Annotated in this window: 26 protein-coding genes; 17 read left to right on the forward strand and 9 right to left on the reverse strand. The window is 37.3% G+C overall.

The window, feature by feature from the left end; all coding sequences use genetic code 11:
* Positions 1-23 precede the first annotated feature (23 nt).
* The 4 genes from ppnN to queF all read right to left on the reverse strand — a co-directional run bounded on the left by ppnN (position 24) and on the right by queF (position 6,435).
* Complete coding sequence (gene ppnN, locus AVFI_RS03080; RefSeq protein ID WP_012534000.1) at positions 24-1,382, reverse strand: nucleotide 5'-monophosphate nucleosidase PpnN; 1,359 nt, start codon at positions 1,380-1,382, stop codon at positions 24-26.
* Between the two features lie 151 nt (positions 1,383-1,533).
* Positions 1,534-3,096, reverse strand: coding sequence for a GGDEF domain-containing protein (locus tag AVFI_RS03085; RefSeq protein ID WP_155663101.1), 1,563 nt, complete (start codon positions 3,094-3,096; stop codon positions 1,534-1,536).
* A 175-nt stretch (positions 3,097-3,271) separates the two neighbouring features.
* A complete protein-coding gene (locus AVFI_RS03090; RefSeq protein ID WP_188863761.1) occupies positions 3,272-5,491 on the reverse strand; it encodes a tetratricopeptide repeat protein in 2,220 nt (739 codons plus the stop codon).
* Between the two features lie 98 nt (positions 5,492-5,589).
* Positions 5,590-6,435: an NADPH-dependent 7-cyano-7-deazaguanine reductase QueF gene (gene queF, locus AVFI_RS03095; protein ID WP_155663099.1), complete on the reverse strand. Its 846-nt coding sequence runs from the start codon at positions 6,433-6,435 to the stop codon at positions 5,590-5,592.
* A gap of 104 nt (positions 6,436-6,539) precedes the next feature.
* On the opposite strand from queF, the gene syd reads away from it, so the two are divergent.
* Both syd and AVFI_RS03105 read left to right on the forward strand, forming a co-directional pair.
* On the forward strand, positions 6,540-7,091 hold the full coding sequence (gene syd, locus AVFI_RS03100) for a SecY-interacting protein (protein WP_005417891.1): 552 nt from the start codon (positions 6,540-6,542) through the stop codon (positions 7,089-7,091).
* 81 nt (positions 7,092-7,172) lie between these two features.
* Positions 7,173-7,946 carry a Zn-ribbon-containing protein gene (locus AVFI_RS03105; protein ID WP_005417893.1) on the forward strand — a complete coding sequence of 258 codons (774 nt, stop codon included), beginning with the start codon at positions 7,173-7,175 and terminating at the stop codon, positions 7,944-7,946.
* Between the two features lie 41 nt (positions 7,947-7,987).
* Here AVFI_RS03105 and AVFI_RS03110 read toward each other — a convergent pair whose 3' ends face one another.
* Together AVFI_RS03110 and AVFI_RS03115 are read right to left on the reverse strand one after the other, a co-directional pair.
* Positions 7,988-8,437, reverse strand: coding sequence for a YaiI/YqxD family protein (locus AVFI_RS03110; protein ID WP_054775843.1), 450 nt, complete (start codon positions 8,435-8,437; stop codon positions 7,988-7,990).
* On the reverse strand, positions 8,437-8,706 hold the full coding sequence (locus AVFI_RS03115) for a hypothetical protein (protein ID WP_155663097.1): 270 nt from the start codon (positions 8,704-8,706) through the stop codon (positions 8,437-8,439). Before AVFI_RS03115 ends, AVFI_RS03110 begins: the two co-directional genes overlap by 1 nt.
* 963 nt (positions 8,707-9,669) lie before the next feature.
* Here AVFI_RS03115 and AVFI_RS03120 point away from each other — a divergent pair.
* The 7 genes from AVFI_RS03120 (at position 9,670) to AVFI_RS03150 (ending at position 16,720) form a co-directional block, all read left to right on the forward strand.
* Positions 9,670-11,025 (forward strand): PTS sugar transporter subunit IIC, encoded by a 1,356-nt coding sequence (locus AVFI_RS03120; RefSeq protein ID WP_012533885.1) that lies wholly within the window; start codon positions 9,670-9,672, stop codon positions 11,023-11,025.
* Between the two features lie 32 nt (positions 11,026-11,057).
* Entirely contained in the window at positions 11,058-11,363 is a 306-nt protein-coding gene (locus AVFI_RS03125) for a PTS sugar transporter subunit IIB (protein ID WP_005417897.1), read from the forward strand.
* Positions 11,364-11,402: 39 nt separating this feature from the next.
* A complete protein-coding gene (locus AVFI_RS03130; RefSeq protein WP_012534166.1) occupies positions 11,403-12,812 on the forward strand; it encodes a glycoside hydrolase family 1 protein in 1,410 nt (469 codons plus the stop codon).
* 26 nt (positions 12,813-12,838) lie between these two features.
* A complete protein-coding gene (locus AVFI_RS03135; protein ID WP_188863760.1) occupies positions 12,839-13,774 on the forward strand; it encodes an ROK family protein in 936 nt (311 codons plus the stop codon).
* Positions 13,775-13,785: 11 nt separating this feature from the next.
* A complete protein-coding gene (locus AVFI_RS03140; protein ID WP_011261351.1) occupies positions 13,786-14,109 on the forward strand; it encodes a PTS lactose/cellobiose transporter subunit IIA in 324 nt (107 codons plus the stop codon).
* 69 nt (positions 14,110-14,178) lie between these two features.
* Positions 14,179-15,183, forward strand: coding sequence for a LacI family DNA-binding transcriptional regulator (locus AVFI_RS03145; protein WP_012533731.1), 1,005 nt, complete (start codon positions 14,179-14,181; stop codon positions 15,181-15,183).
* 259 nt (positions 15,184-15,442) lie between these two features.
* The gene (locus AVFI_RS03150; RefSeq protein ID WP_188863759.1) at positions 15,443-16,720 is read left to right on the forward strand and encodes a carbohydrate porin; all 1,278 of its coding nucleotides are present in this window, start codon (positions 15,443-15,445) and stop codon (positions 16,718-16,720) included.
* 66 nt (positions 16,721-16,786) lie between these two features.
* Here AVFI_RS03150 and AVFI_RS03155 read toward each other — a convergent pair whose 3' ends face one another.
* Entirely contained in the window at positions 16,787-17,095 is a 309-nt protein-coding gene (locus tag AVFI_RS03155) for a DUF3301 domain-containing protein (protein WP_011261354.1), read from the reverse strand.
* Positions 17,096-17,098: 3 nt separating this feature from the next.
* Positions 17,099-18,136, reverse strand: coding sequence for a DUF3549 family protein (locus tag AVFI_RS03160; RefSeq protein WP_054775840.1), 1,038 nt, complete (start codon positions 18,134-18,136; stop codon positions 17,099-17,101).
* A gap of 102 nt (positions 18,137-18,238) precedes the next feature.
* Here AVFI_RS03160 and AVFI_RS03165 point away from each other — a divergent pair, with 102 nt between their 5' ends.
* The 3 genes from AVFI_RS03165 (at position 18,239) to AVFI_RS03175 (ending at position 20,660) form a co-directional block, all read left to right on the forward strand.
* Positions 18,239-18,553, forward strand: a complete 315-nt coding sequence (locus AVFI_RS03165) for a YqcC family protein (protein WP_054775847.1) — start codon at positions 18,239-18,241, stop codon at positions 18,551-18,553.
* A gap of 1 nt (position 18,554) precedes the next feature.
* Positions 18,555-19,334 carry a tRNA pseudouridine(65) synthase TruC gene (gene truC / locus AVFI_RS03170; RefSeq protein ID WP_188863758.1) on the forward strand — a complete coding sequence of 260 codons (780 nt, stop codon included), beginning with the start codon at positions 18,555-18,557 and terminating at the stop codon, positions 19,332-19,334.
* Between the two features lie 103 nt (positions 19,335-19,437).
* Positions 19,438-20,660, forward strand: a protein-coding gene (locus tag AVFI_RS03175) for an IS3 family transposase (RefSeq protein WP_408580438.1) whose coding sequence is annotated in 2 segments (ribosomal slippage) — positions 19,438-19,789 and positions 19,789-20,660 — 1,224 coding nt in all. Because the reading frame shifts where the segments join, the coding sequence is not laid out codon by codon here.
* 52 nt (positions 20,661-20,712) lie between these two features.
* On the opposite strand, the gene suhB is transcribed toward AVFI_RS03175, so the two are convergent.
* Entirely contained in the window at positions 20,713-21,516 is an 804-nt protein-coding gene (gene suhB, locus AVFI_RS03180) for an inositol-1-monophosphatase (RefSeq protein WP_017018643.1), read from the reverse strand.
* Between the two features lie 207 nt (positions 21,517-21,723).
* Between suhB and trmJ the strand changes: the two genes are divergently transcribed.
* The 5 genes from trmJ to iscA all read left to right on the forward strand — a co-directional run bounded on the left by trmJ (position 21,724) and on the right by iscA (position 25,175).
* The gene (trmJ, locus tag AVFI_RS03185; protein ID WP_005417908.1) at positions 21,724-22,449 is read left to right on the forward strand and encodes a tRNA (cytosine(32)/uridine(32)-2'-O)-methyltransferase TrmJ; all 726 of its coding nucleotides are present in this window, start codon (positions 21,724-21,726) and stop codon (positions 22,447-22,449) included.
* A gap of 107 nt (positions 22,450-22,556) precedes the next feature.
* On the forward strand, positions 22,557-23,063 hold the full coding sequence (iscR, locus tag AVFI_RS03190; RefSeq protein ID WP_054776010.1) for a Fe-S cluster assembly transcriptional regulator IscR: 507 nt from the start codon (positions 22,557-22,559) through the stop codon (positions 23,061-23,063).
* Between the two features lie 31 nt (positions 23,064-23,094).
* Positions 23,095-24,309 carry an IscS subfamily cysteine desulfurase gene (locus AVFI_RS03195; RefSeq protein WP_026029255.1) on the forward strand — a complete coding sequence of 405 codons (1,215 nt, stop codon included), beginning with the start codon at positions 23,095-23,097 and terminating at the stop codon, positions 24,307-24,309.
* A 34-nt stretch (positions 24,310-24,343) separates the two neighbouring features.
* Positions 24,344-24,727 (forward strand): Fe-S cluster assembly scaffold IscU, encoded by a 384-nt coding sequence (iscU, locus tag AVFI_RS03200; protein WP_005417914.1) that lies wholly within the window; start codon positions 24,344-24,346, stop codon positions 24,725-24,727.
* Between the two features lie 124 nt (positions 24,728-24,851).
* Positions 24,852-25,175, forward strand: a complete 324-nt coding sequence (gene iscA, locus AVFI_RS03205) for an iron-sulfur cluster assembly protein IscA (protein ID WP_005417916.1) — start codon at positions 24,852-24,854, stop codon at positions 25,173-25,175.
* Positions 25,176-25,178: the final 3 nt, after the last annotated feature.

The raw sequence follows: 25,178 nt of genomic DNA on the forward strand, positions 1-25,178 counted from the left end.
AGTGAAGGTGAAAAATTCCAGCCTTAATCCATAACGATTTTATAGCAAGGTTCATATTTAGAACCGGGTAACTTCATTCGACCCTGTTTTACAAAGTCTTGAAGTAAACGATCCATCTTTTTCATCAAGTCAGGATCACCATGCAGTTTAAATACACCATGCTTTTCGATCTCAGCAATGCCTTCGGCTTTTACATTACCAGAGACAATTCCCGAGAATGCTTGACGTAAGTTGGCTGCTAATGTTTCTTTTGGTTGATTTAAATGTAAATCCAAAGAGGACATCGCTTCATGGGTTGGTTCAAATGGTAACTGAAATTCAGGTTCAATTTTCAGAGCCCAGTTAAAGCTATAAGAGTCATCCGTCGCTTTACGATATTCTTTTACTTTCTTAATACCATGATTAATGAAAACCGCCGCTTTAGCAGGGTCACCAATAACAATATCATAATAGTGGGTAGCTTCTTCACCTAAGGTATCGCGAATAAAGGTATCAATAGAGCGGAAATAAGCCTCACTCTCTTTTGGACCAGTAAGAACGATAGGCATAGGTTGCTGTCTATTGGCAGGGTTCATCATGATCCCTAAGATATAAAGCAACTCTTCTGCCGTTCCTGGGCCACCAGGAAAAATAACAATACCATGAGCCATACGTACAAACGCTTCTAGACGTTTTTCAATATCAGGCATAATGATAAGTTCATTGACGATAGGGTTTGGTGGCTCTGCCGCAATGATTGATGGCTCGGTTAGGCCAACAAATCGACTATCGTTATAGCGTTGTTTCGCATGACCAATAGCAGCTCCTTTCATTGGGCCTTCCATTGCTCCGGGACCACAGCCAGTACAAATATTTAATTCACGTAAACCAAGCTCATGACCGACTTCACGAGTGTATTGATATTCGACAGGATTAATTGAATGCCCGCCCCAACAGACGACTAAGTTAGGCTCAATACCCGTATGCAAGGCTTTTGCATTACGTAAGATACTAAATACCAAATTGGTTAGGTGAGTGGCTTTGGTGAGGTTTAGTCGATTGTGATCCGCGATTTGCATGTTCACGTAAACCATGTCACGTAAAACAGAAAATAGATGCTCTTGAATACCTTTGATGATAGTCCCATCAACGAATGCGTGCTCTGGTGGGTTATTTAATTCAAGTTTAATTCCGCGATCTCGGCGCGTAACAGCAACATCAAATGATTGATATTTATCTAATAATTCTTTTGAACTATCAGTATGACTTCCTGAATTTAATACCGCTAGTGTGCAGTTTCGATACATGCGATAAACTTCACTTGAAGCGGTTTTCTTTAACTGATCAACTTCTAATTGTGATAGCAAATCCATGCTACCTGCAGGGCTTATATGAGTAATCATATTGTGCCTCCCTTGCGTATTTTTATTATTGTTTGAATAATAAACTTACACAGCAAAAGAGACTTTTGCTAGGAAAATTGTAAAAAACTGAGAGGGTTATAATGCTATTTTGCATTTAATTATCAGTAAAAAAATGAAACTTTAATGATAACTACGCAGTAATGAGTTGCTCAATGCCTTTTGTTTTTTGCTTGTATAACGCTTGTATTGAACGTTCAATAACTTTCTCAGGTATATCACTGTTTGTGAACTCTGAGCTACAAATTGAAACCGTGATTTTTACATGATTATCTTTGAATTTAAATGGCAGTTTTGCAATCGCAGATTGAATATTGGTTAATACTTTATTTCTTTCATCTTCTGTGGTTTCAGTAAATAGAATTAAAAATTCTTCACCACTGAAGCGAGCAACAAAATCAGTATCTGACACTTGGTTTTCAATGGTTTTTGCAATAATACTAAGAGCCTTATCTCCAGCTAAATGACCGTAGTTTTTATTAATGCGTTTAAACTGATCGATGTCGATGATACTAAGCACTAAAGAGTGTTGATGGCGTACCCAGCGTTTATATTCTAAATCGAGACGTTCGTGCATTGCTGCTCGATTATAAACTTTGGTTAGTGGATCTTTGAAAATTCGTTGTTGCTGGTTATTTAGCTGACGGCGATACTCTAGAGTTTCTTCATAAAGCGTATTGAGCTTTTTGGTTGCGTATTCGTGTCGCTCAATTAATGCTGCTTCACGCTCTTGCATTGCTTTATTACGTTCAGATAAATCACTCATTTCACTGAGTAGCAGAGCCATTTGAGCTTTATGCTCTTGCATGCTTACTTTACTATTTAATAAGTTCTCAGCTTGCTTTACTAGCAGGGAGTATTCTTCATTTAATAGGGATCTTTGTTCTAAATAAGCTTGGCTTTTTTCTTGGTTTTGTTCACTTGTTTTGATTATTTGAGCAACTTGCGTATTCATTTCACCAACAAACGCTTGTGATGCTTTACGTTCATTGTTTGTGCCTTCTAATACCAACTTCAGAGTTTGAAGTGCAAGATCAATTAAAGATACAGCATCTACACCTGTCAGTAGTTTATTGCGGATCTCAAGTAAGTCTTTTCCTGACGTACTGTCAAAATCTAATTCAGAAATTAAATGTTGTAGTTCATTACTCAACTGCTCTTGGGTATCGACATCAATAATTTCATTGGAATTGATTTCAGATGATAACTGGCCTACTGAAATGAATTTGATCGCTCGTTCATAGAGCTCAATAAGTCGAACAATACGTTGAATGTGTTTACTGCCATCGTGAGAAGGGTGTTGTAATAAGTTACGAAGATCTCTTTTAAGTCCGGCAGGCAAGCCAATGACTCGTTGCAACGTTTCACCACAATAAGAAATATGATCTTCCATCATTGAATGCTCTTTTTGAACATTCTGCCTATATCTATTAATTAAACGCTCAAAAGTAGCAATACGGACAGTTAAATCTGATGTGTTTTCTACTTGCTCTATACTGGTAGCAAGTTCAACAATCTCTTTATCTAGTTCACTATCATGATGTTTACACGCAGCACAAAAACGCAAAATAATACGCTTTAATAGCATTATTTCACGACGTGATTTTAACGTAGTGTCTCGGTGTGATAGGCGTGTTTGATCTAGCTGTTGCTTAAGTTGGTTTAATTCAGAGGCAACAATGGATACTTCAATCATAATAACTTAGGTAAAAACTCACATTGGTAGATAGCGATAACCTATAAATAGGTCAATATTTTCATAGTAACAAAGATATTAGTAACTGACTAAAATAAAGTATCAAATTTGTTTAATTGATAATCATTACTATACCGTTAATGTTAATTTTGTGATGCATTATTCATTTTTGTTACTAATTCCTTGATGTTATTACCTTTATTAAACCTTGGCTAATTGCTTGTTCACAAGCTAAGCGTATATTATTACTTGCGAAACTTGCGGCTGGTGCATTATCTATCGCTCGATAATTTACCCATTGGCTGCTTGATAACTCTTCACTCAAATGTTGAGCAGCATTAGTCGCCATTAATAGAATATCAATTAATTCTCTATCATTAATTGCAGTGTAGGCCCGTGGTAAAAATGGGTATTCAACCATTCCTATATTAACAGTTTTATCAATTAAGATGTTTGAATCGAAATTATTAATCCAACGTTGAACGGTTTCAGCCATTTCTTGAACGCTACAGGTTGAGTCCGATTTATGCTCGATATAGAGAAAGCTTGCATCTGAAAAATGATAAATACGACTTGGAGAAGTCACAACAGAAGATAAGTAATCCCCAAAGGCTTTCTCAATTGATAAACCTTCCTGGTAGCCATGAGTTAGATATAGCTCTTGTAACATAGGAATATGGAATAGAGTGAACCGCAATCTATCACTTAGTGGTTCATTGATTAATTCACCTAAATGCCATTGCTCAATATTAGAACTACTTTGTTGTAGTGATGACGGTAACCTCTCTGTTAGCAAACGTAAGTTACGTAATCCACTGCGAGGATGGGTGTAATATTTATTTAGTAACAGATGGAGACGTTTTTTCAAGAAACGATTCACTTGTTGTTTTCTGAATGCATAAATGGAAATGATAGTTAGTAATGCAACTAAGAATCCTGCAATCTTTTGAATTTTAAGCGTTTGTAAATGATTTTCTTTTAATTGAGCTTCTAATCCTTGGTAATGCAGAGATTGTTCAATAATACTTTTTTGTTGTCTAAATACTTCTTCATTGATTTCGTTTTGAACCGCTTGAATAGACGAGTTCAATGTTTCGTATTCACGTTGAGCTTTTAATGCGGCTTCAAATAATCCCATTTTTTCATAGGTTTCAGAAAGCAATTTCTGAGATTGTAATTTTAGCGGTTTATCATTGTCTTTTTTGCTATACACAATCGCAGTCTGAATATCATTAATAGCCAGATCCGGTTTATTGTTTATTAGATTCAATTTTGCTTGTAGAAGAGCCGCTCTTGCCTTCTGCTTTGGCAGTTTTACGTATTCATTAAGGTTGTTGGCTTGTTTTAAGTAATGCTCACTTAATGCGTAGTTGTAGAGTAAGAAATAAGTATTTGCGATATCTAATCGTAATGAGATTAATTTATTAACGTTATTTTTTTCTTTCTCTTGATCCAGAGCGTTAAAGTACTGTACTAACGCCAAGTTGAATCGACCTTGTTTAAGGTGTATCTGAGCGATTAAGGTTAAAACGTTAGAAAGTTGCTCGCTGTTATTGTAACGGCCGTAAAATTCAGCCGATTGCGAGGCGTGCTCAAGCGCTTTATCCAGTACTTTTCTCTGGAAAAAAAGTTCACCTAATAAGAAGTTAGCCCGAGCTAGTTGACCACTTTGATCCGCTTCAATTGATTGCCAGTAAGCACTTAATAACTCTGTTAATGCCTGATCAAATTGTTTGTTCTGTAAAAAGTGTCGACCATAAGAAATATGATAGAAAATGAGGCTGCTTGGATCTTTTAGTTTTGCCCCATGAGTCATTGCTTGTTTGTAATATTGTTGTGCTTTGCTGTTGTTTCCTTGTTCGGATTCAACTTCAGCATGAATTAACGCAAAACCAAAATACAGTTTGTCGTGAATGCCAATGGTATTGCCTGATTCAAGTAACTCTTGCTCAATAGTCGCTAAAATACTATTTGTTTCATCTACGTCTTTGGTTAAGTTCCACCATAAATAAGCATAGATTAATTTAGATTCTAAATAGCCTGACTTTAATTGAAAGTCTTTAGCTAGGGATATCGCTTCTTTGATTGCTTCAATCGCTTCTCTATTTTTATTTAATCTTTTATTAGCGAGAGCTTTAATTTGAAACGCTTCAACAGTACTTATTGGTGTTCTAATGGTGCGTTCAGAATCATTGTTAATTGGAATTTGATTCGGATTTTGACCCGGCGAGATTTGTCTTTGTTCAAGATATTGATTAACGATTCTAAGTGATTGCGCAGGTTTGGTATCTAAAAGTTGGTAAGCATCATTCAGAATTGGAGCTGAGAAAAATTTAGCCCATGCAGAAAGTGGGAAAAACACAAAAATAAAAAGAAGACACTGACGGAAAGACATGTAAAGGATCCACAAAAAAACAACCATTACATACTATCGTTGTGAGGGGATTTGTCTACAAAGAAACGTTCTTTGTAGACAAAATTAATCAAAATGTCTTACTGGCGAGCTAAACGTAAATTGTCTTTAGGTGCCAATAGATGCGAGCTACGGAATGGATTGATATCAAGACCACCGCGTCGTGTGTAACGAGCAAATACGGTTAATGATTCTGGTGCGCAATATTTCATAATATCAGTGTAAATGCGTTCTACACATTGCTCATGAAACTCATTATGTTGACGGAAAGAGATTAAATAGCGTAGTAACTTCTCACGATCAATTTTTTTGCCTTTGTATTGAATCTCAACACTGCCCCAATCGGGTTGGTTTGTAATTAAGCAGTTAGATTTTAATAAATGACTGTGCAGTGTTTCTTCAATTTCTGCATCAGATGTACTCGATTCTAAATAAGCGGCATTGAACTCGTAATCATCAATAATAATATCTTGATCATCAATGCATTCGCCTTGCATATCAACAATAGGTTGTTGTGAATATCGTTGTACAGGGAATACATCTACTTTTATGGTTTCACCTGCACATGCACTTAAATCTTTTACCAATGTTTCTTTTACTTCATCCCAGGAGGTGAATTTTGTTTGGTTAAAACTGTTTAGATAAAGTTTAAACGATTTTGATTCAACAAGGTTTGGGCTCGTTGCAGGTAGTGCGACTTCACCAACAGCTACTTGTGGTAAACCATTTTGATTTAGCCACGACAGTTCATATAGCGTCCATACATCACAACCTACAAAAGGAAGTTCATCACCTAGTGCAAGATCATCACGATTAAGACTTCGAGGAACCGCTTGTAGTAATTCAGGCTCGTAAGTGTGTTTGTATTCTGTTTTTTGTCCAAGGGTCAGTGATTTTAGCTCATCTGCATTGGTGTATTTAGTCATATTGAAAATACCAAAAGTAGATTAGAATAAGGCGTACTAAGTAGACAGCCTTTCGTTTAATATTGGATAGTTTACTTGAAATTTTATCTTATGAGGAGAATCGAATGCCACTTTCGGTAGAGCAAGCGCTTGCTAACTTTAGCCAACGTTATGTAGAAGCATGGAAAGCACAACATGATTGCTTGCCAATTAATGAAGAGTTAGTGGGATTAGCTTCTCCTTGTATTGAAGAAACGCGAGATTTAGAAATATCTTGGCAACCTATTGTTAGAGATGAAGCGATTCGTTTGCATAATATCGAGCAAGGAATTGAATTGGATCTTCATGACGACTTCCATGCATTTTATGGCACTCAATATAGTGCGGATATGACAGCCAAGTTTGAAGATATGAATATTGAACTTCTTCAAGTGTGGAGCGATGAGGATCTGGAGCGTTTGCAAGGCAATATGCTAGGTCATTTAGTCATGCAGCGTCGTCTGAAACTAGTACCGACTTTATTTGTTGCTGTTACAGATGATGAAATGGAAGTCGTTTCTATTTGTAATCAATCTGGTGAAGTGATTTTAGATCGCGTTGGTACTAAAAATAGAACAGTATTAGCGGCGAATATGGCTGAGTTTTTAAATAAACTAGAGCCGGTTATTGCTGCATAGTTAATTGGTAAATGATTAAATCAATTCCGGTGTAATTACGTCGGAATTTTTATTTTTAAAGTGGTTAGGAAAAGAGCGTTAATGTTTGTTACTGAGTTAGATTTTGAAGTGTATTGTGATACTTCGATGGCAGCGGTAGAAAAGGCAATAAATTATTGTTTAGATTGCCTACGTTACAATGGACAAGTTATTGGCCGTGAATTACCTGTTGTGATGAAAGGAACGAACTTTGTTGCTCGTGTTGTTTGTCCTGAAGTAGATTCATTACATCCGGATAATCACAGCCCTCAGGTAAAGCTAGCTTTCAAACAACTGAGTGAGTTTGGATTATTACAACCTAAAGTTAAAGTGGTTGGCCAAGACATGAACTCAGATCCTAGTGATGAGAGTGAAACCGTTAGTTGGCAAATTCTTTATACTAGCCATTTACATACGTGTTCGCCGATTCGACATGGTGAGACATTCCAACCTATTCCATTATACCGTTTACCTGCGGTAGCCAATGGTGATCAAAAACAGCTTATTAAATGGCAAGAAGATTGGAGTGCATGTGATCAATTACAGATGAATGGCTCTGTTGTTGAGCATCCTTCATTACATGAGATCAGTTCAAGCAAAAGTCACCTATTTAAACGTGGTTGGGATTTGTGTCGTCGTATGGCGGTAGTAAGTGGCATTCCAACGTATTTATACATTTATCGTGTGGCTGGCGAGAGTAAAGAGAAAGAGCAAGCACGTCGTTGTCCTGTGTGTGATGGGGATTGGGCTTTAAAAGAGCCGCTTCATGAAGTATTTGATTTCAAATGTGATGAATGCTTATTAGTAAGTAATTTATCTTGGGACTTTAAAGACTAAGTTTGGTTGAATAAAAATGGGAGCCTAGATGCTCCCATTTTTTATATTTTGGTTTTGGCTAAAATGCGATCCAATTGATTCGCAAATTCTCGACGTTCTGTTTGAGAAAGTGGAGCTGGGCCACCAGTTTGAATGCCACTGGCACGCATTGTATCCATAAAATCACGAATATTTAATCGAGCTTTAATGGTTGCTTCGGTGTATAACTCACCACGAGGGTTTAATACTTGTACTTTCTTCTCAATGAGCTCTGCGGCTAATGGAATATCTGCACTGATCACCAAATCGCCCGCTTCAGAGCGCTTTACAATTTCATCATCAGCAACATCAAATCCAGATTCGACTTGCATTGAGCGAATATTGGCGGCACTTGGCACTGGAATATAATGGTTAGCGACTAAAGTTAGTTGAATTCCAGTTCGAGTTGCAGCGCGAAATAGCACTTCTTTTACTACTTTTGGACATGCGTCAGCATCAACCCAAATTTGCATTATTTATTCTCCAGAGCCATCAAGCGGTTGGTTAGCTCTTTGACTTGTTGTTCAAGTTGAGCAATACGCTCATCTGCGGTTAATGAGGTTTCTCGAACTTCTATTTTTGGTACATGAGAAGTCGATTTAAATGATTTTACCGCAGCAATAATAGCAGGCATAGGGACTGGAGTCGTTAAGCGAGCTCGTACCAATGCCGTGGTTGGTTTTTTGCCTTCACCGGTTAAATCTTGCAGAATTTTTTGCAGTTCATCCGTTACATTTTTCATTGTGACTTCCTATATTTCAGCTTTGTTTATAATAACGAATTCTCTATACCAATCCTAGAAGAATAAAAGTGTGATGAAAATCACGTGAAATAATGGGTATTAAATAGATGAAAATGGAAAAAAGAGAACATGCTTGTGCGATATCTCTCACGTGCAAGGTGAGAAATATCGTTTATTTTATCGTAAATTAGAATAAGAGTCTTATTAAGTTGTTGTTATTAATGGTGTTTTATTTTTTGATATGATTGTGGATGCAAAGAAAGATAAAAAATATGTCGCTAGACCATTGTTCAAAAAAGTCAAAAGCGTAATCTTATTGGTGTCGGAAGGATACTGACACGGAACAGGAACTAGCCAAGGATTTGGTAAGCTTCAGGATGAAGCATTCGGTTATTTAGGATGAATAATCGGCAAGGAAAGCAAAGGACATTGAACGGACGCAATAGTAACTTGGATGGTTGCTACTAAGGAAGACAATGGATACCTCTAGGATAGAGGAAGGACTGAACATCAGGATGATGTAAGGGACACCGCTCACGGAACAAGTGAAGAGAGTTAACGACGGACTGTTGACGGATCAGGATGAGATCAAGGACACCGCTAGGACGGCGACGAACGGAATAAGCTGAAGGAGTCAGCATACTATCATGGATTTGATGCATGGAGCACCACTTAGTAGCCGGACTGCTGCGAGTAGAGTTATAACCCCATTAAGCGAGAGCTTGATGGGGTTTTTCTTTTTTACGCAATCATTAGCACTTATACCCCCACCGAATACGCCCATTTCCTAGTTTAAAAAAACATCAATTTATCTAGATCACATTTTTAATCTGTAAATTATTAATATTCGTGAGTTGAATCATATTTGCTCAATTATGTTATGTAACCGGTTACTGAAACCGGTTACATTTCTCACCAGTGAATAAAAGTTAATAAATTTATAATTCTAATTAGGGGTGAACAATGAGTACTCAAGCGGTAAATTTGCAAAGTACTATCATGGAAAAGGTGAATAAATTCCTACCTAAAGTTTTAAAGGTTGTGAATTCAAAACCGATCGTAGCGATTAAAGAAGGCTTCATGTTAACAATGCCATTGACCATTATAGGTTCAGTGTTTTTGTTATTGGCGTTTGTACCTATTGATGGTTACAGCGAGTTTATGGCTGGAATTTTTGGAGCAGAGTGGTCAACACCATTGTTCCAAGTTGTAGGGGCAACATTTGATATTTTGGCACTAATTGGTGCTTTTGGTATTGCGTATACTTACGTTAAATATGAAGGACATAATGGTGTAAATGCGGGGGTATTAGCCATTGTTTCTCTTCTTATTGTAATGAATGCCTTTGTTGTCGCACCTGATGGTGTAACTCAAATTGGTGGCGTAATACCGAAAGCCTTTCTTGGTGGTAAAGGTATGATTGCAGCCATCGTGATTGGTTTAGTTGTTGGTATTATTTATTCAATGGCCTTTAATCGTAATTGGGTTATCAAACTGCCTGATAGTGTGCCTGAAGGGGTATCCAATGCTTTTAAATCGCTTATTCCTGGTTTTCTTATTATCACTCTTGCTTTCTTAACTTACATCTTCTTTGAAGTTGTATTTGAAAGAACCTTTATTGAAACCATCTATCATATTATTCAAACGCCACTACAAAGCATGTCTGATTCATTCTTTGGAGCGGTTGGTATTGCTTTACTTATCTCTCTACTTTGGTGGTGTGGTGTTCACGGTCCAGTTATTGTTATGGGCATTATGGGACCAATCGTGACAGCGAACGCACTTCATAATCAATCTATCGTGAATGCAGGCGAAGCATTGATTGCTGGCGAAAATGGCAAAGTAGTAACTAACCAGTTTGTTGACCAATTCATTACTGTTGGTGGGTCAGGTTTAACGTTTGGTTTAGTGTGCTGCATGGTGTTATTTGCCCGCTCTATTCAGTTCAAACAGCTTGGTCGCCTTTCTTTTATCCCAGGTATTTTCAATATCAATGAACCTGTGATTTTTGCAACTCCAATTATCTTTAACCCAATCATGTTTATTCCATTTGTAACAGCACCTGTGCTATCAGCAATTATGGTTTATACGTCAATTAATATGGGATTTGTTGGTCCATTTACCGCAGTTCAAGTGCCTTGGACAACGCCTATGGTGCTTAGCGGATTCATCGTTGGTGGTTGGAGTGCAGCATTACTACAAATAGCCGTGTTCTGTATGACAGTGTGCGTTTATTTCCCATTCTTTAAATATCAAGACAAGTTAGCTGCTCAAGATGAAGCAAAGGCAGCAGCGCCAACATCACAAGCAACAGCTTAATTAAAACAGATTAGATGAGTATCGAGGTTATTATGAAAAAGATTTTATTACTATGTGCAGCAGGTATGTCTACGTCAATGGTTGTAAAAAAAATGCGTGAATCAGCAGAACAAAAAGGATTAGATATTCATATCGAAGCCCACGGCGTTGAAACGATTCAAGACTATTTATCTGAATATGATTTATTCCTATTAGGGCCACAAATTCGCTTTAAAAAAGACGAACTTCAGAAATTGGCAGATGAAGTAAATAAGAAAGTCGAAGTCATCGACATGATGGATTACGGCATGATGAAAGGCGAGAAGATCCTAAATGATGCATTGGCTCTTTTAGACTAACCATATTCAGTTGGCTACAGTAATAGACAGGAATTTGAAATGAAATTTGCACATGATTTTTTATTTGGCGCAGCAACCGCTTCTTATCAAGTGGAAGGCGCGTGGGATCAAGATGGTAAAGGTCCAACAAACTGGGATGAGTTTACCAAAATACCAGGAAAAACGTTTGAAGGAACTAACGGTGATGTCGCTGTTGATCATTACAATCGTTATAAAGAAGACATCGCTTTAATGGCGGAAATGGGATTAGAGTCATACCGTTTCTCAATTTCTTGGGCTCGTATTTTCCCAAATGGAACGGGGGAAATTAATCAAAAAGGCATCGATTTTTATAATAATCTGATCGATGAATGTTTGAAATATGGCATTGTTCCTTTTGTTACTCTATATCACTGGGATCTGCCATTAGCACTAGAAAAAGAAGGTGCATGGTTAAATAAAGCAACGGGCGATGCGTATGTCGAGTTTGCTAAATTATGTTTCAACGAATTCGGTGACCGTGTTAAGCATTTTATAACGTTTAATGAAACGGTTGTGTTCTGTGCTCTAGGATACATGGCAGGCGCACACCCACCAGGCATTCAAAATGACCCGAAAAAATACTTCCAAGCAACACATAACGTATTTTACGCTCATGCTAAAGCGGTGATTGAATATAAAAAATTAAATCAATTTGGTGAGATTGGTTTGAGTCATGTATTTAGCCCTGCATTTGGGGTTGATGATTCTGAAGAGAGTCACTTTGCTGCAATGCATGCGAATCAATTTAGTATGAACTGGTTCTATGATCCTATTTTGCTTGGTAAATATCCAGAGTATGTAGTTAAGCAATTACAAGAAGAAGGTAACCTTCCTGATTGGACGGATGAAGAGCTACAAACTATTTTTGAAGCCGCACCTTTGAATGACTTTATGGGATTGAATTATTACCAGCCTCAGCGTGTAGAGAAAATTCAAGGGGATGTTGAAGCTCGTACGATTACACGAGAAAACTCAACGGGCTCACCTGGTAACCCTAGTTACGATAATGTGTACCGTACTGTGAAAATGGCAGATAAAAAGTACACGAAATGGGATTGGGAAATTTCACCCGAAGGGTTTGTTGGCGGATTAGAAATGCTGAAAGAGCACTATGGTCAAATTAAACTCTACATCACGGAAAATGGTTTAGGTGATGAAGATCCTATCATTGATGGTGAAGTGTGCGATATTCCACGTATTAATTTTATTAAAGAGCACTTAGGTGCGGTAAAAGAAGCGGTTCGTCGCGGTGTTCATATTAAAGGGTATTACGCTTGGTCTGCCATTGACTTATTAAGTTGGTTAAATGGTTATAAAAAGCAATATGGTTTTATTTATGTTGATCATCAAAATGGATTGGCTCGTAAGAAAAAAGCATCATTCCATTGGTTTAAAGATGTCATTGCCACTCGTGGTGAAGATATTTAACTGAAATAAAGGGAGAAGTTTGCATTATGGCAACGTACATTTCGTTTGATATTGGTGGTACAGACATAAAGTTTGGCGTGTTAAATGAACAAGGAAAAGTTCTTGAGCAAGGGAAAGTGAAAACTGAAACTTGCGGAGAAAAAATCATTGCCACTCTTGTGGATATAAAAGAGCAGTGGTCAAAAAAGTATACGTTCGATGGTGCAGCTTTCTCTCTTCCTGGATTTGTAGATGTAAACACAGGGTATTTAAAAACAGGTGGAGCAATTGATGATTTCTACGGTTTTCAATTTAAAGATGAATTAACTAAGAGATTATCGTTACCTGTTGAATTAGAGAATGATGTTAACTGTGTAGCGCTTGCTGAAAAATGGCGCGGTAAAGCACAACATGTTGAGAATTTTATCTGTATTACGATAGGCACAGGAATTGGTGGTGCTATCTATATTAATAATCAAATGGTTCGAGGTCATGGTTTTATGGCTGGCGAGTTTGGTTATATGTTTACAAAAAATGTATTTGATATTGAAGATAAAGCAACAGCAAGTATGAGTTTTACTGCATCAGTCAGAGAAGGGCTAAGACGTCGATATTCAAAATTAAAAAATATTAATAGTATTGATAATATATCAGGAAAAGATATTTTTGAACTCGCATCAACAGGTGATGAAGTAGCAATAAAAGTAATAGATGACTTTTATAATAATATTGCTATCGGATTATATAACCTTACGTTTATTTTAAATCCAGAAAAAATAATTATTGGTGGAGCGATAAGTAGTCGAGAAGATTTGATTTTTAATATTGAAGAGAAGTTTAATCAGATTATTAAAAGCCAAAGTTCAATTAATGAATTTAATGTTAAAGAGTTAGTTTCCATTGAGAAAAGTACATTTAATAATGACAGTGGATTAATTGGAGCGGTATATCACTTTTTAACAATGAAAAACAAATTTAAATAGGAATAAATAATATGCTAGTCGGTGAAGAGTTAGAAACTACAGTAATGGAACTTATTATTAATGCAGGTGAATCTAAATCATGTGCAATGGAAGCATTACGAGCAGCAAAATCTGGCGAGTGGGATAAAGTTGATGATCTTTTAAAGCAATCAGCTGAAGCTTCGAAAAGAGCGCATGATGTGCAAACACAGCTTATTGGCATGGATGAGGGAGAAGGAAAAGTGCCAGTAAATTTAATTATGGTGCACGCCCAAGATCATATTATGACTTCTATGCTTGCAAAAGAGATGATTCAAGAGCTAATTGAGATTCATCGCGCGTTGCAGAATAAATAATAAAGTGTATTTAGCGTAATAACTTAGCTATTATTACGCTAATTTCATCTACATATTTTTGAGGGCTCAATGGCAACAATCAATGACGTATGTAAGCTTGCAGGTGTTTCTAAGGCGACCGTTTCTCGAGTAATGAATGGAAAAGGTCCAGTAAAAGAAGAAACAAAAAAACTGATTTTTGATGCAATGGAAACATTAGACTATAAACCGAGCCTTGTCGCTCAAGCATTGGCAACAAATAGTTCTAATAGTATTGGCCTTATTGTGTCGTTCTTTGACGGTTATTATTTTGGTATTTTACTCAAAGAAGCGACAAGAATTGCAGAAGAATCAGGAAAGCAATTAATCGTCACTGACGGTCATAATCAAGTTGAAACTGAAATCGAAGCCATTAATTCACTAGTGGCAAGAAAGTGTGATGCTATTTTAATTTATAGCCGTACGATGACGGCTGATGATTATTGTGAAATTCAGAAAAAACTGCCAATCCCACTTGTGGTAATTAATCGAACCTTACCAGATGGGTTAGGGCACGCAGTTGCTTTTGATCAATATAATGCAAGTCAAATGGCTATTGAGCATCTTGTTGAATTAGGGCATAAAAACATTGCAATTATCACCCTTAATATGACATCAAGTACTGGCCAAATTCGTTTGAAAGGAGCGAAAGAAACGCTTGAAAAACATGGTATTACTTATGATGATAACTTAACTATAATAAAGAATGGTAAGTTAGAAGATGGGTATCAAGCATGTAAGGAATTGCTGAAGCGTTCACAAGATATTTCCGCTATTTTTTGTTTTAATGATCATTTAGCACTCGGTGCAATTAAAGCCTTAAAAGAGATGAATATTCGTGTTCCTGAAGATATTTCCATCGTTGGGATAGATAATGATGAGATCTCTGCATTTTTATCTCCAGCATTAACAACGATTAATATTCCTATTCAAAAAGTAACTCAGTTGGCAATGGATAAAGCATTAAGATTGATTTCTGATAAAGAAGTAAAAGCAACAACTGAAATATTAAAAGGTAATATAATTGTTCGTGAATCAACAAAGGATATTAATTAAACTATTTTATTTTCAATAAGCATCGATTAATTGGTGCTTTTTTGTTTTTATTGAATGGATATCTATTAAAAAGCTAAAAATAAAACATATATAAATATAAAACGTGCGTGATCAGGTTAATATTTAAAAATTATGATTGTTGAATATTAATAATATAACAGTAAATAATTTAATTAGTTCATGAATGAGTCGTAAATATAATTCGATAATGTTCATGATGATTTTAAATTGCTGTTTTAATATTTATTAAGGAATTATAATGAAATTATTACCTGTTGCTCTGGCTGTTACTGCGACCCTTTCTTCATTTTCTACTTTTGCTGAAACAGATCCATTAGATAATATTCAATTAGATGATCAACAACCTTTAGTTATTTCTCCTGAAACCAAAATCCCTGATGGGATCGTTTTTTCTGGTTATGCTCGTTATGGATTTCATTTTTCTGATGATACACAAAAATACGTCTCAGCTGATGGCCAATTAATTGGTAATGCTACTGGTCGTTTAGGTAATGAAGGCAATGGCGGTGAGTTTCAGTTTGCAAAAGGATTTGTTTCTGATAATGGCACCATTTGGGATGTAGTTGTCATGCTAGAGCATTGGGGGGATGAGGTTGGCTTGAAGAAATTCTATGCGGGGGCGACGAATGTCTTTGAATCTCAACCTAATGCTTATATTTGGGCTGGTCGAGATTTCCATAACCGACCACAGACAGGATTAAACGATTACTTCTGGATGATGAATGATTCTCAAGGTGCTGGTATTAAAAACCTTGAGTTTGGTAACGTGAAATTCGATATGGCTGCAGTTGCACAAGTTGTTGATGGTGGTGGTACTGGTGACAGTGGTAATTACGCAATTACATCTAAATTACATGGAATTAATTTAACGGACGCCTTAGATCTTTCTTTCTATGCGAACTATGGTTTTTCCTCTAAAAATACTGAGACTGACAAGGACACGCAAACTTGTACGGGAACCGGTGCAGATAAGCAGTGTTATGTCGATGATATTGACTCGTACCAATTGGCGCTTGAGTTAAATCATAGTGTTGGAATGCTGAGTAATAAGTTTGTGACTCGCTATGGTAATAACGTTGATAACAATATTTTTAATAAGACAGAAGATTTATCAACGTTGTTGATGCAGCTAGAAGGTAAGTTAGTGATGAGTAATCAAACTAATATTGAATATTTAGTTGGTTATCAATCATTAGAAGATAAAAATGCGAGTCAAGATGACCGAGCTAACTACAGTGCCATTGTGCGTCCCACTTATGCATGGAATAACATTCACTCTACATGGCTAGAAGCGGGTTATTCAGTGGTTGATTTTGATAATCAAAGCGGACAAAACGATGCTTGGAAAGTCACCTTATCTCAAAATATTAGCTTTGATATGGATTCAGGTGCAAGACCAATGTTGAGATTTTACGCAACCGTTGGTGACTCAAATACAGAAGTGGATTTAACTCGTGGAGAAACGGGTAAACAAGATACTTTTGCTGTTGGTGCTATGTGGGAAGCATGGTGGTAACCAAAAGGATATAAAATAAGGGGGGAATTGGGCTAGCAGCAATACTATGTGCTAGCCCAGTTTTCATTAGTATTCTTCAGCCATGCGATACGGAGGTAAATTAAACTTTGCTGCTTTAAAGCCTATCATGATCAATTTACCTGTGTAGTGGTCATCTCCCACGGAAGAAAACTCGAATTCATAAATAGTATGTAGGCGCTTTTTACCGTCAGGTAATTGAATACCGTAAGAACCTCTTGCGACACTAAGTAGCTGTAATTCCATTTTTTTACAATAATGTTGAATAGCTTGGTGAGCATATTCCGATTGTCTTCTTTGTTGCCAAAAAAGAAAGCAGAATAGGGTTAGTGCTAATATCGCAAGTAGATTATCCATATCTTAACTCTTGGTGGTTTGCTGCAATTTTAATAAAGCGTTAGCCAGTTTAGGATCTGCTTCTCCATGAAGGATCTGAAGCATGCACATACGAAGTTTCGGTTGCATTACTAAATCAGCAAACAACTGATTAAATAGCTGTTGATCACCCGTTTGAGCCAATCGTAATAAGAAAAGATTAGCAACAGACAGATCCTCTAATCCACTCCAGCAACGACCAGCAATAGCGACAAGAACTTCAGGGTGGCTTAGACGCTCACTCGATAAAATTAAAGTCAGTGCTTTAATTAAAGTATTCTTATCTGTCCCAGAAAGTGCACGAATATGTGCAGATAATAGAAACAGATCAGATTCTTTGTCGTTGCATAGCTCTTGGATTGTTTCTAATTGCTTTTGTGCTAATTTTTCAGGCAAATTGATGTGTTCTAAGCAGCCTAATGTGGCGTATAAAACCGTTGTCGGTAAATGAGACAGCGATTTGCGAAGTGCAGTACTGTTGTTGTCTTTATCTAGATTTGCACATACATCTGCTAACCCTTGCATTCCCACAAATTGCCAGTTATCCCAACCGTTTATACCCGAAAGATAAGTTTTCGCATGATCATAGTATTGACTCATAGGCTGTGCTAATTCCGCACGCAAGAAACTATGAAACATTGCCATCTTGTCATCTTTAGGCTTAAAGGTATAAGGGTTATTTGACAACTTTTGTTGTTGCTCTTCGCTTAAATCGCCGCTTAATGACACCCCAATCGCTTCGATAACGTACTTAATAAAATTACCTATATCAGCTTGTTGCAGTAGACTTCGTTCATCTAAAGGCAGTTTTAAAAACCAAATCCAAGGTTGTTTTGTATCATTCCAATAAGCGATAGCTAAATGAGCATGACGTTGTAATGGGTAAGGATAAGGTTGCTGTCCAGCTTCAATAGATTCAAATTGTTTATTTGAGATAGGTTGAACACGGCGACCTAAGTCATAAATCGTGTATTCACAATCTGATTGCTGTATCAGTTGGGTAAGCGTATAAATCTGATCCATGATATGTCTTATTTTATGGGTAATGTCGTGATTATACCCAAGCCTTGATAAGATGGTATCCTTTGTCATCAAAAGTATCAGAGAGTGCGAGTTTTATCGGATATGACGACATCGTTAGAATTATCAACATTATTAGAGCAGTTAGCTCAGCAATTAGAACATCATGGGCACTGGCAACGTATGTCACCATCGATAGCCGATTTATCAAGTACAGAGCCGTTTGCCATTGATACTCTATCTGCATCTGAGTGGTTGCAGTGGATTTTTATCCCTAAGATGAATTATCTAATTGAGAATAATAAACCGACGCCAAAAGGGTTCTCAATTGCTCCCTATATTGAAGAAGCATTAAAGGATATTGAAGGGTATAACGAGATTGTACGCTTATGTCATGCCATTGATGTATTAGGTAAATGAAGTGAATACAGAAGAAATTACAGCTGTGAATGATGAGTTATTAGAAGAACAAGTTGAGCCAATAGAGCTTGAGATTGTTTATCGTGATGAACATTTAATTGCGATTAATAAACCTGCAGGAATGTTAGTACACCGCTCATGGCTTGATAAGCACGAAACGGTATTTGCGATGCAAACGTTACGTGATCAAATTGGTCAGCATGTGTTTCCATTACATCGTTTAGACAGACCAACATCAGGAATCTTATTCTTTGCTTTATCAAGCGAGATTGCTGCACAAGTATCTCCACTTTTCGCAAGCAGAGAAATAAAGAAAACCTATCATGCGATTGTTCGTGGATGGATTGAAGAGGCGGACACGCTTGATTATCCATTAAAAAAAGAACTCGATAAAATTGCAGATAAAAAGGCATCACAAGAAGTCGAAGCTAAAGAAGCGATCACAGAGTACAAACCGTTAGCTAAAGTGGAGTTACCTTATTCAACTGGTAAGTTTCCAACCACGCGATATTGTTTGATGGAGTTAAAACCACATACAGGTAGAAAGCATCAACTTCGTCGTCATATGGCACATTTACGTCACCCAATTGTTGGTGATACAAGCCACGGCGATGGAAAGCATAATCGTTTATTTAAAGAAAAATTGGATAGCCACCGTTTGTTACTTCACGCATCTGAATTGAATTTTACTCATCCAATAACGGGGGAGGATATCGTGATTAAAGCGGATTTTGATGATACGTGGAAAAAACTATTTACTGAGTTTGGTTGGAATTTTTGATTTTTATAATAAAAAAGGGAAGACAGATAACCTGTCTTCCCTTTTTTTAAATCAATGTCTCGTCCTGAAATGTGTTTACACATTTAGGACTTTTATATGACAAATCAAGAAAAAAACAAAGAATAAGCGAACTCAACGCGATTATTCATTAGGCTTTAAATTGCAGCTTGTTGCCGCTATAGAAAAAGGCGATATGACCTATAAGCAAGCTCAAAACATTTATGGCATTCAAGGTCGATCTACCGTACTTACTTGGTTAAGAAAACACGGTAAGATGGACTGGTCTCAATCACCTAAGATTATTATGCCTAAATCCCCGAAAGCGAAAGAATCGCCTGCACAAAAAATTAAACGTTTAGAGCGAGAGCTTGATGATGAAAGAATGCGTAATTTATTACTTAATGAAGTAGTGAATATCATGGACGCAGAACATGGTGCAGGCCTTAGAAAAAAGTATATTGCCAAGGAGCAAGAAGTCTTCAAAAGCAGAAAATGATCAGCTTAGAGCGAGCTAGTCAGCTACTTGGCATTACAAGACAATGTATATACCAACAAGAACGTAGAGCTCTGAAACGTGCCGTTGAACTTTCACCGGTTAAAAATATGGTGCAAGAAATTCGTCGATATATGCCTCGTATTGGAGGTAAAAAATTATATTTTTTACTTAAGCCCAAATTCATCACTCATGGCATAAAGTTAGGCAGAGATAACTTTTTTTCCTATTTAAGAAATGAGTGCTTATTAGTAAAACCTAAACGAAGTTATACAAAAACTACCTATAGTAAGCATTGGATGAAAAAACATCCTAATTTACTTAAAGAAGTAACACCTCAAGCATCTGAAGAGGTTTTTGTTAGTGATATCACTTACGTTCAATCACAAAAAGGTATTCATTATTTATCTTTAGTAACAGATGCTTATAGTCGAAAGATAATGGGATATGAATTAAGTGATGAAATGAAAGCTACTGATGTAGTCAAAGCTCTTGATATGGCGATAGATAGCCGTCAATATCAAAGGAGTACGATTCATCATTCAGACCGAGGATTACAGTATTGTTCAAAGGTTTATCAGGAAAAATTGAATAAAAATGATATTAAGCCATCAATGACGGATGGTTATGATTGCTATCAAAATGCATTAGCAGAGCGAATAAATGGGATACTTAAACAAGAGTTTCTTTTGTATGACTGTAAAGATTTAGAGGAGTTAAGGCATTTAGTTGAAGAATCTATTTTTATTTATAATGAAATGCGGCCACATTTAAGCTTGGGAATGAGTACACCAAATCAAGTACACAAAAAAGCCAAGTGCGTACGCACTTAGCTTTCAATTAAAAATCGTCAACGTATTTTAGGACGAGACACAATAAATGAAATTACTTCATCATTGCTTCGTTGCCGTTTTCACGAACTTTTTTAAGCATCGCTTTAACAACACGTGGGCTACCAGCAACTAGGTTACCAGATTTAAGGTAATCAGTACCGCCAACGAAGTCAGTACAGATAACACCAGCTTCACGAGCAATTAAGTCAGCAGCAGACATTTCCCAAGGCTTAAGACCTAGTTCAACAAAACCATCCATACGAGCTGATGCTAAGTAACATAAGTCTAGAGATGCACAACCAGTACGGCGAACGTCAGAACCTTCGATGAATAGTGCACTAACCACTTTCATGAAGCTTTCAGAGTGTTGTTTGTGACGGTATGGGAAACCTGTAGAGATGATAGCTTCGCTAAGATCTTTTAACTCTTTAACGCGCATACGTTGGTTGTTGCGTTGAGCACCAGCACCACGTTGAGCAGTAAATAGTTCATTGCGAATTGGATCGTATACACAAGCGACTTCTGTACGGCCTTTGATGCGAACAGCAATAGAAACAGAGAAGTGTGGGATACCTTTAACGAAGTTAGTCGTGCCATCTAATGGGTCAATGATCCATTGAATGTCAGTGTCTTTACCTTCAATTAGGCCGGACTCTTCAGAAATGATGCTGTGATCAGGGTAAGATTTCTTGATCATGTCAACAAGAATGTATTGAGCATCGGCTTCGATGTTCGTAATAAATTCGTTGTTGCCTTTCTTTGTTGTTTCAATTTTGTCAGTTTGCTCAAAAGATTTAGCAACAAAGTCACCAGCTTTACGTGCAGCACGTACAGCAATGTTTAGCATTGGATGCATAGTAATATCCCAAAAGATGTTAAAGAACAGAAATCGGCGGCGAGTATACACAGACTTATTATAAAAAGGAAGTGTTTATTTTTTGTTCATTCATTCTCTTTATTAAAAAAAAAGCGATCCAAGGTTAAAATCTCAGCGAGATAAAGGAGAAAGCCGTATTGCTTTATGTTAGTATCCGGCGGCTCTTTTCATTAGATGGGAAATAACATGTTAGATAAAATTCGTATTGTTCTTGTAGGAACTAGCCATTCAGGAAATATTGGTTCAGCTGCTCGCGCGATGAAAGTGATGGGGTTAACTAATATGGTGCTTGTTGCACCTGAATGTGAAGTAGATGGTCAAGCCATTGCACTAGCTGCTGGAGCAAGTGATATTGCGAATAATGCACGTGTTGTTGATACATTAGATGAAGCCATTTCTGATTGTGGTTTAGTTATTGGTTCAAGTGCACGTTCAAGAACACTTGAATGGCCAATGCTAGAGCCACGAGAAGCTGGTATTAAAGCTATTGAAGAAGCGCCAACGCATCCAATTGCTTTTGTATTTGGTCGTGAAAGAGTCGGTTTGACAAATGAAGAGTTACAAAAGTGTCATTTCCATGTATGTATTCCTGCTAACCCTGAATACAGCTCTTTAAATTTAGCAATGGCAGTGCAAACTATTAGTTACGAAGCACGCGTTGCATGGTTAGACAGTCAAGCATATAAAGGCGAATCAAAAGAAGCGGATTACCCTTTAAACCATGAACTGGAATTATTCTACGAGCACCTTGAAAAAGTGATGACGAACACCGACTTTATAAATAAAGCACATCCAGGTCAGGTTATGAATAAAATGCGTCGTATGTTTAATCGTACACGTCCTGAAACTCAAGAATTACGCATTTTACGCGGTGTATTAACCGCCGTAGAACGCAGTATGAAAGACAAGTAATATCAAATAGTAAGTACTTGACTAAAATAGTAGGATAAATACTTGACCAAAATAGTCAGGTATGGGAAACTTCATTCCATACGAATAGTGTGGATATGAGGTAACTTATGAAATTAACTTCAAAGGGAAGGTATGCAGTAACAGCAATGTTAGACGTTGCACTTCATGCCCAAGAAGGACCAGTGCCGCTTGCTGATATATCAGAGCGCCAAGGGATTTCATTATCTTATCTTGAACAATTATTCTCTAGATTACGCAAAGCAGGTTTGGTTGCAAGCGTTCGAGGTCCTGGTGGTGGTTATCGCTTAGGATTAAGAGCTGAGCAAATTGCAGTTGGAATGGTTATTTCAGCTGTTGATGAATCAGTTGATGCAACCAAATGTCACGGAAAAGAAGGCTGCCAAGGTGGCACGCGTTGTTTAACGCACACATTGTGGCGTGATCTAAGTTCTCGAATCAGTACTTTCTTAGACGGTATTACGCTTGGTGAACTGATGCAAGATAATGAAGTTCAGCAAATATCTGATCGACAAAATGTTGATCTTGCCATAACAAATGGCTTAACTACGAATTCAAAATTAACAAATTCTGTGGGTGTTAATGTCCGTTCTTAACGGTCAAACGTCTGTATTTTTGGAGATGAAAATGAAACTGCCAATTTACTTTGATTATTCGGCTACGTGTCCTGTTGATAAACGTGTAGCGGATAAAATGGTTCAATACATGACAATGGATGGTTACTTTGGTAACCCTGCATCACGCTCACACCGTTACGGCTGGCAGGCTGAAGAAGCGGTTGATACTGCACGTGAAAATATTGCCGATCTATTGAATGCTGATCCTCGTGAAATCGTATTCACATCAGGCGCTACTGAGTCTGACAACTTAGCAATTAAAGGTGCTGCGCATTTCTATAATAAGAAAGGTAAGCACATCATTACTTGTAAAACAGAACATAAAGCGGTTCTTGACCCATGTCGTCAACTTGAGCGTGAAGGTTATGAGGTAACTTACCTTGAGCCTGAATCAAATGGTCTTATCGACCTAGCTAAGCTTGAAGCAGCGATGCGTGATGATACTGTTCTTGTTTCAATTATGCATGTAAATAACGAAATTGGTGTAATTCAAGACATTACTGCAATTGGCGAATTATGTCGTTCTCGTAAAATTATTTTCCATGTTGATGCGGCACAATCTGCGGGTAAAATCCCTCTAGATGTACAAGCAGTTAAAGTTGATTTAATTTCACTATCAGCACATAAGATTTATGGCCCTAAAGGCATCGGCGCATTATATGTTCGTCGTAAACCTCGCATTCGTTTAGAAGCACAAATGCACGGTGGTGGTCATGAGCGTGGTTTCCGTTCTGGTACTTTAGCAACACACCAAATCGTTGGTATGGGTGAAGCTTGCCGTATTGCAAAAGAAGAAATGCAAAAAGATTACGATCACTGCTTAGCAATGCGTGACCGTTTATTGGATGGCATTAAAGATATGGAAGCAGTACACATTAATGGTGATTTAGACCAACGTGTACCAAGCAATTTGAACATCAGTTTTGAATTTGTTGAAGGTGAGTCTCTATTAATGGCTCTTAAAGACCTTGCAGTATCTTCTGGTTCTGCATGTACTTCAGCAAGTCTTGAACCTTCATATGTACTACGTGCATTAGGTTTAAATGATGAGCTAGCACACAGTTCGATTCGTTTCTCTTTTGGTCGTTACACAACAGCAGAAGAGATCGACCACGCGGTTTCACAAATTAGCCAAGCAGTAAACAAACTGCGTGATATGTCACCACTGTGGGACATGTACAAAGAAGGCATCGACTTAAACACGGTTGAGTGGGCACACCACTAAAACACGGACGTTACAGAATTTAGAGGTATATATCATGGCTTATAGCGAAAAAGTAATCGACCATTACGAAAACCCTCGTAATGTTGGTTCATTTGAAAAAGACGACCCATCAGTGGGTAGCGGCATGGTTGGTGCTCCGGCTTGTGGTGATGTTATGAAACTACAAATCAAAGTATCTCCAGAAGGTGTTATCGAAGATGCAAAATTCAAAACATACGGTTGTGGTTCTGCAATTGCATCAAGCTCACTAGTTACTGAGTGGGTAAAAGGTAAAACACTAGACGAAGCTGCAGCACTTAAAAATGCTGAAATTGCAGAAGAGCTTGAGTTACCACCAGTGAAAGTTCACTGCTCAATTCTTGCAGAAGATGCAATCAAAGCAGCGGTATCTGATTACCGTAATAAACACCAAGATTAATTATTTTTGGTTAGATAAAGCACCTTTATTATTTGTTTTATTAATAAAAGGTGCTTTATTATTGAGTAATGTCGTTAATAATTAATGACTCCCATGACCACAAACAAAAAGTAAAGGTTGCAGTATGGCCATTTCAGTCACCGAAGCAGCGGCAAGCCGTGTACAAAAATTTCTTGAAAACCGAGGAAAAGGCGTTGGTTTACGTTTAGGCGTAAGAACCTCTGGTTGTTCGGGTATGGCTTATATTCTTGAATTTGTTGATGAGCTAAACGAAGAAGACCAAGTTTTCGAACAGTTTGGTGTGAAAATCATTATCGATCCAAAAAGCTTAGCTTATATGGATGGCACTGAATTAGACTTTGCAAAAGAAGGTCTAAATGAAGGCTTTAAATTCAACAACCCGAACGTAAAAAGTGAATGTGGGTGTGGTGAAAGCTTCAACGTATAGAGC

This window comes from Aliivibrio fischeri ATCC 7744 = JCM 18803 = DSM 507 (assembly GCF_023983475.1).
GTDB classification, from domain to species: Bacteria; Pseudomonadota; Gammaproteobacteria; order Enterobacterales; family Vibrionaceae; genus Aliivibrio; species Aliivibrio fischeri.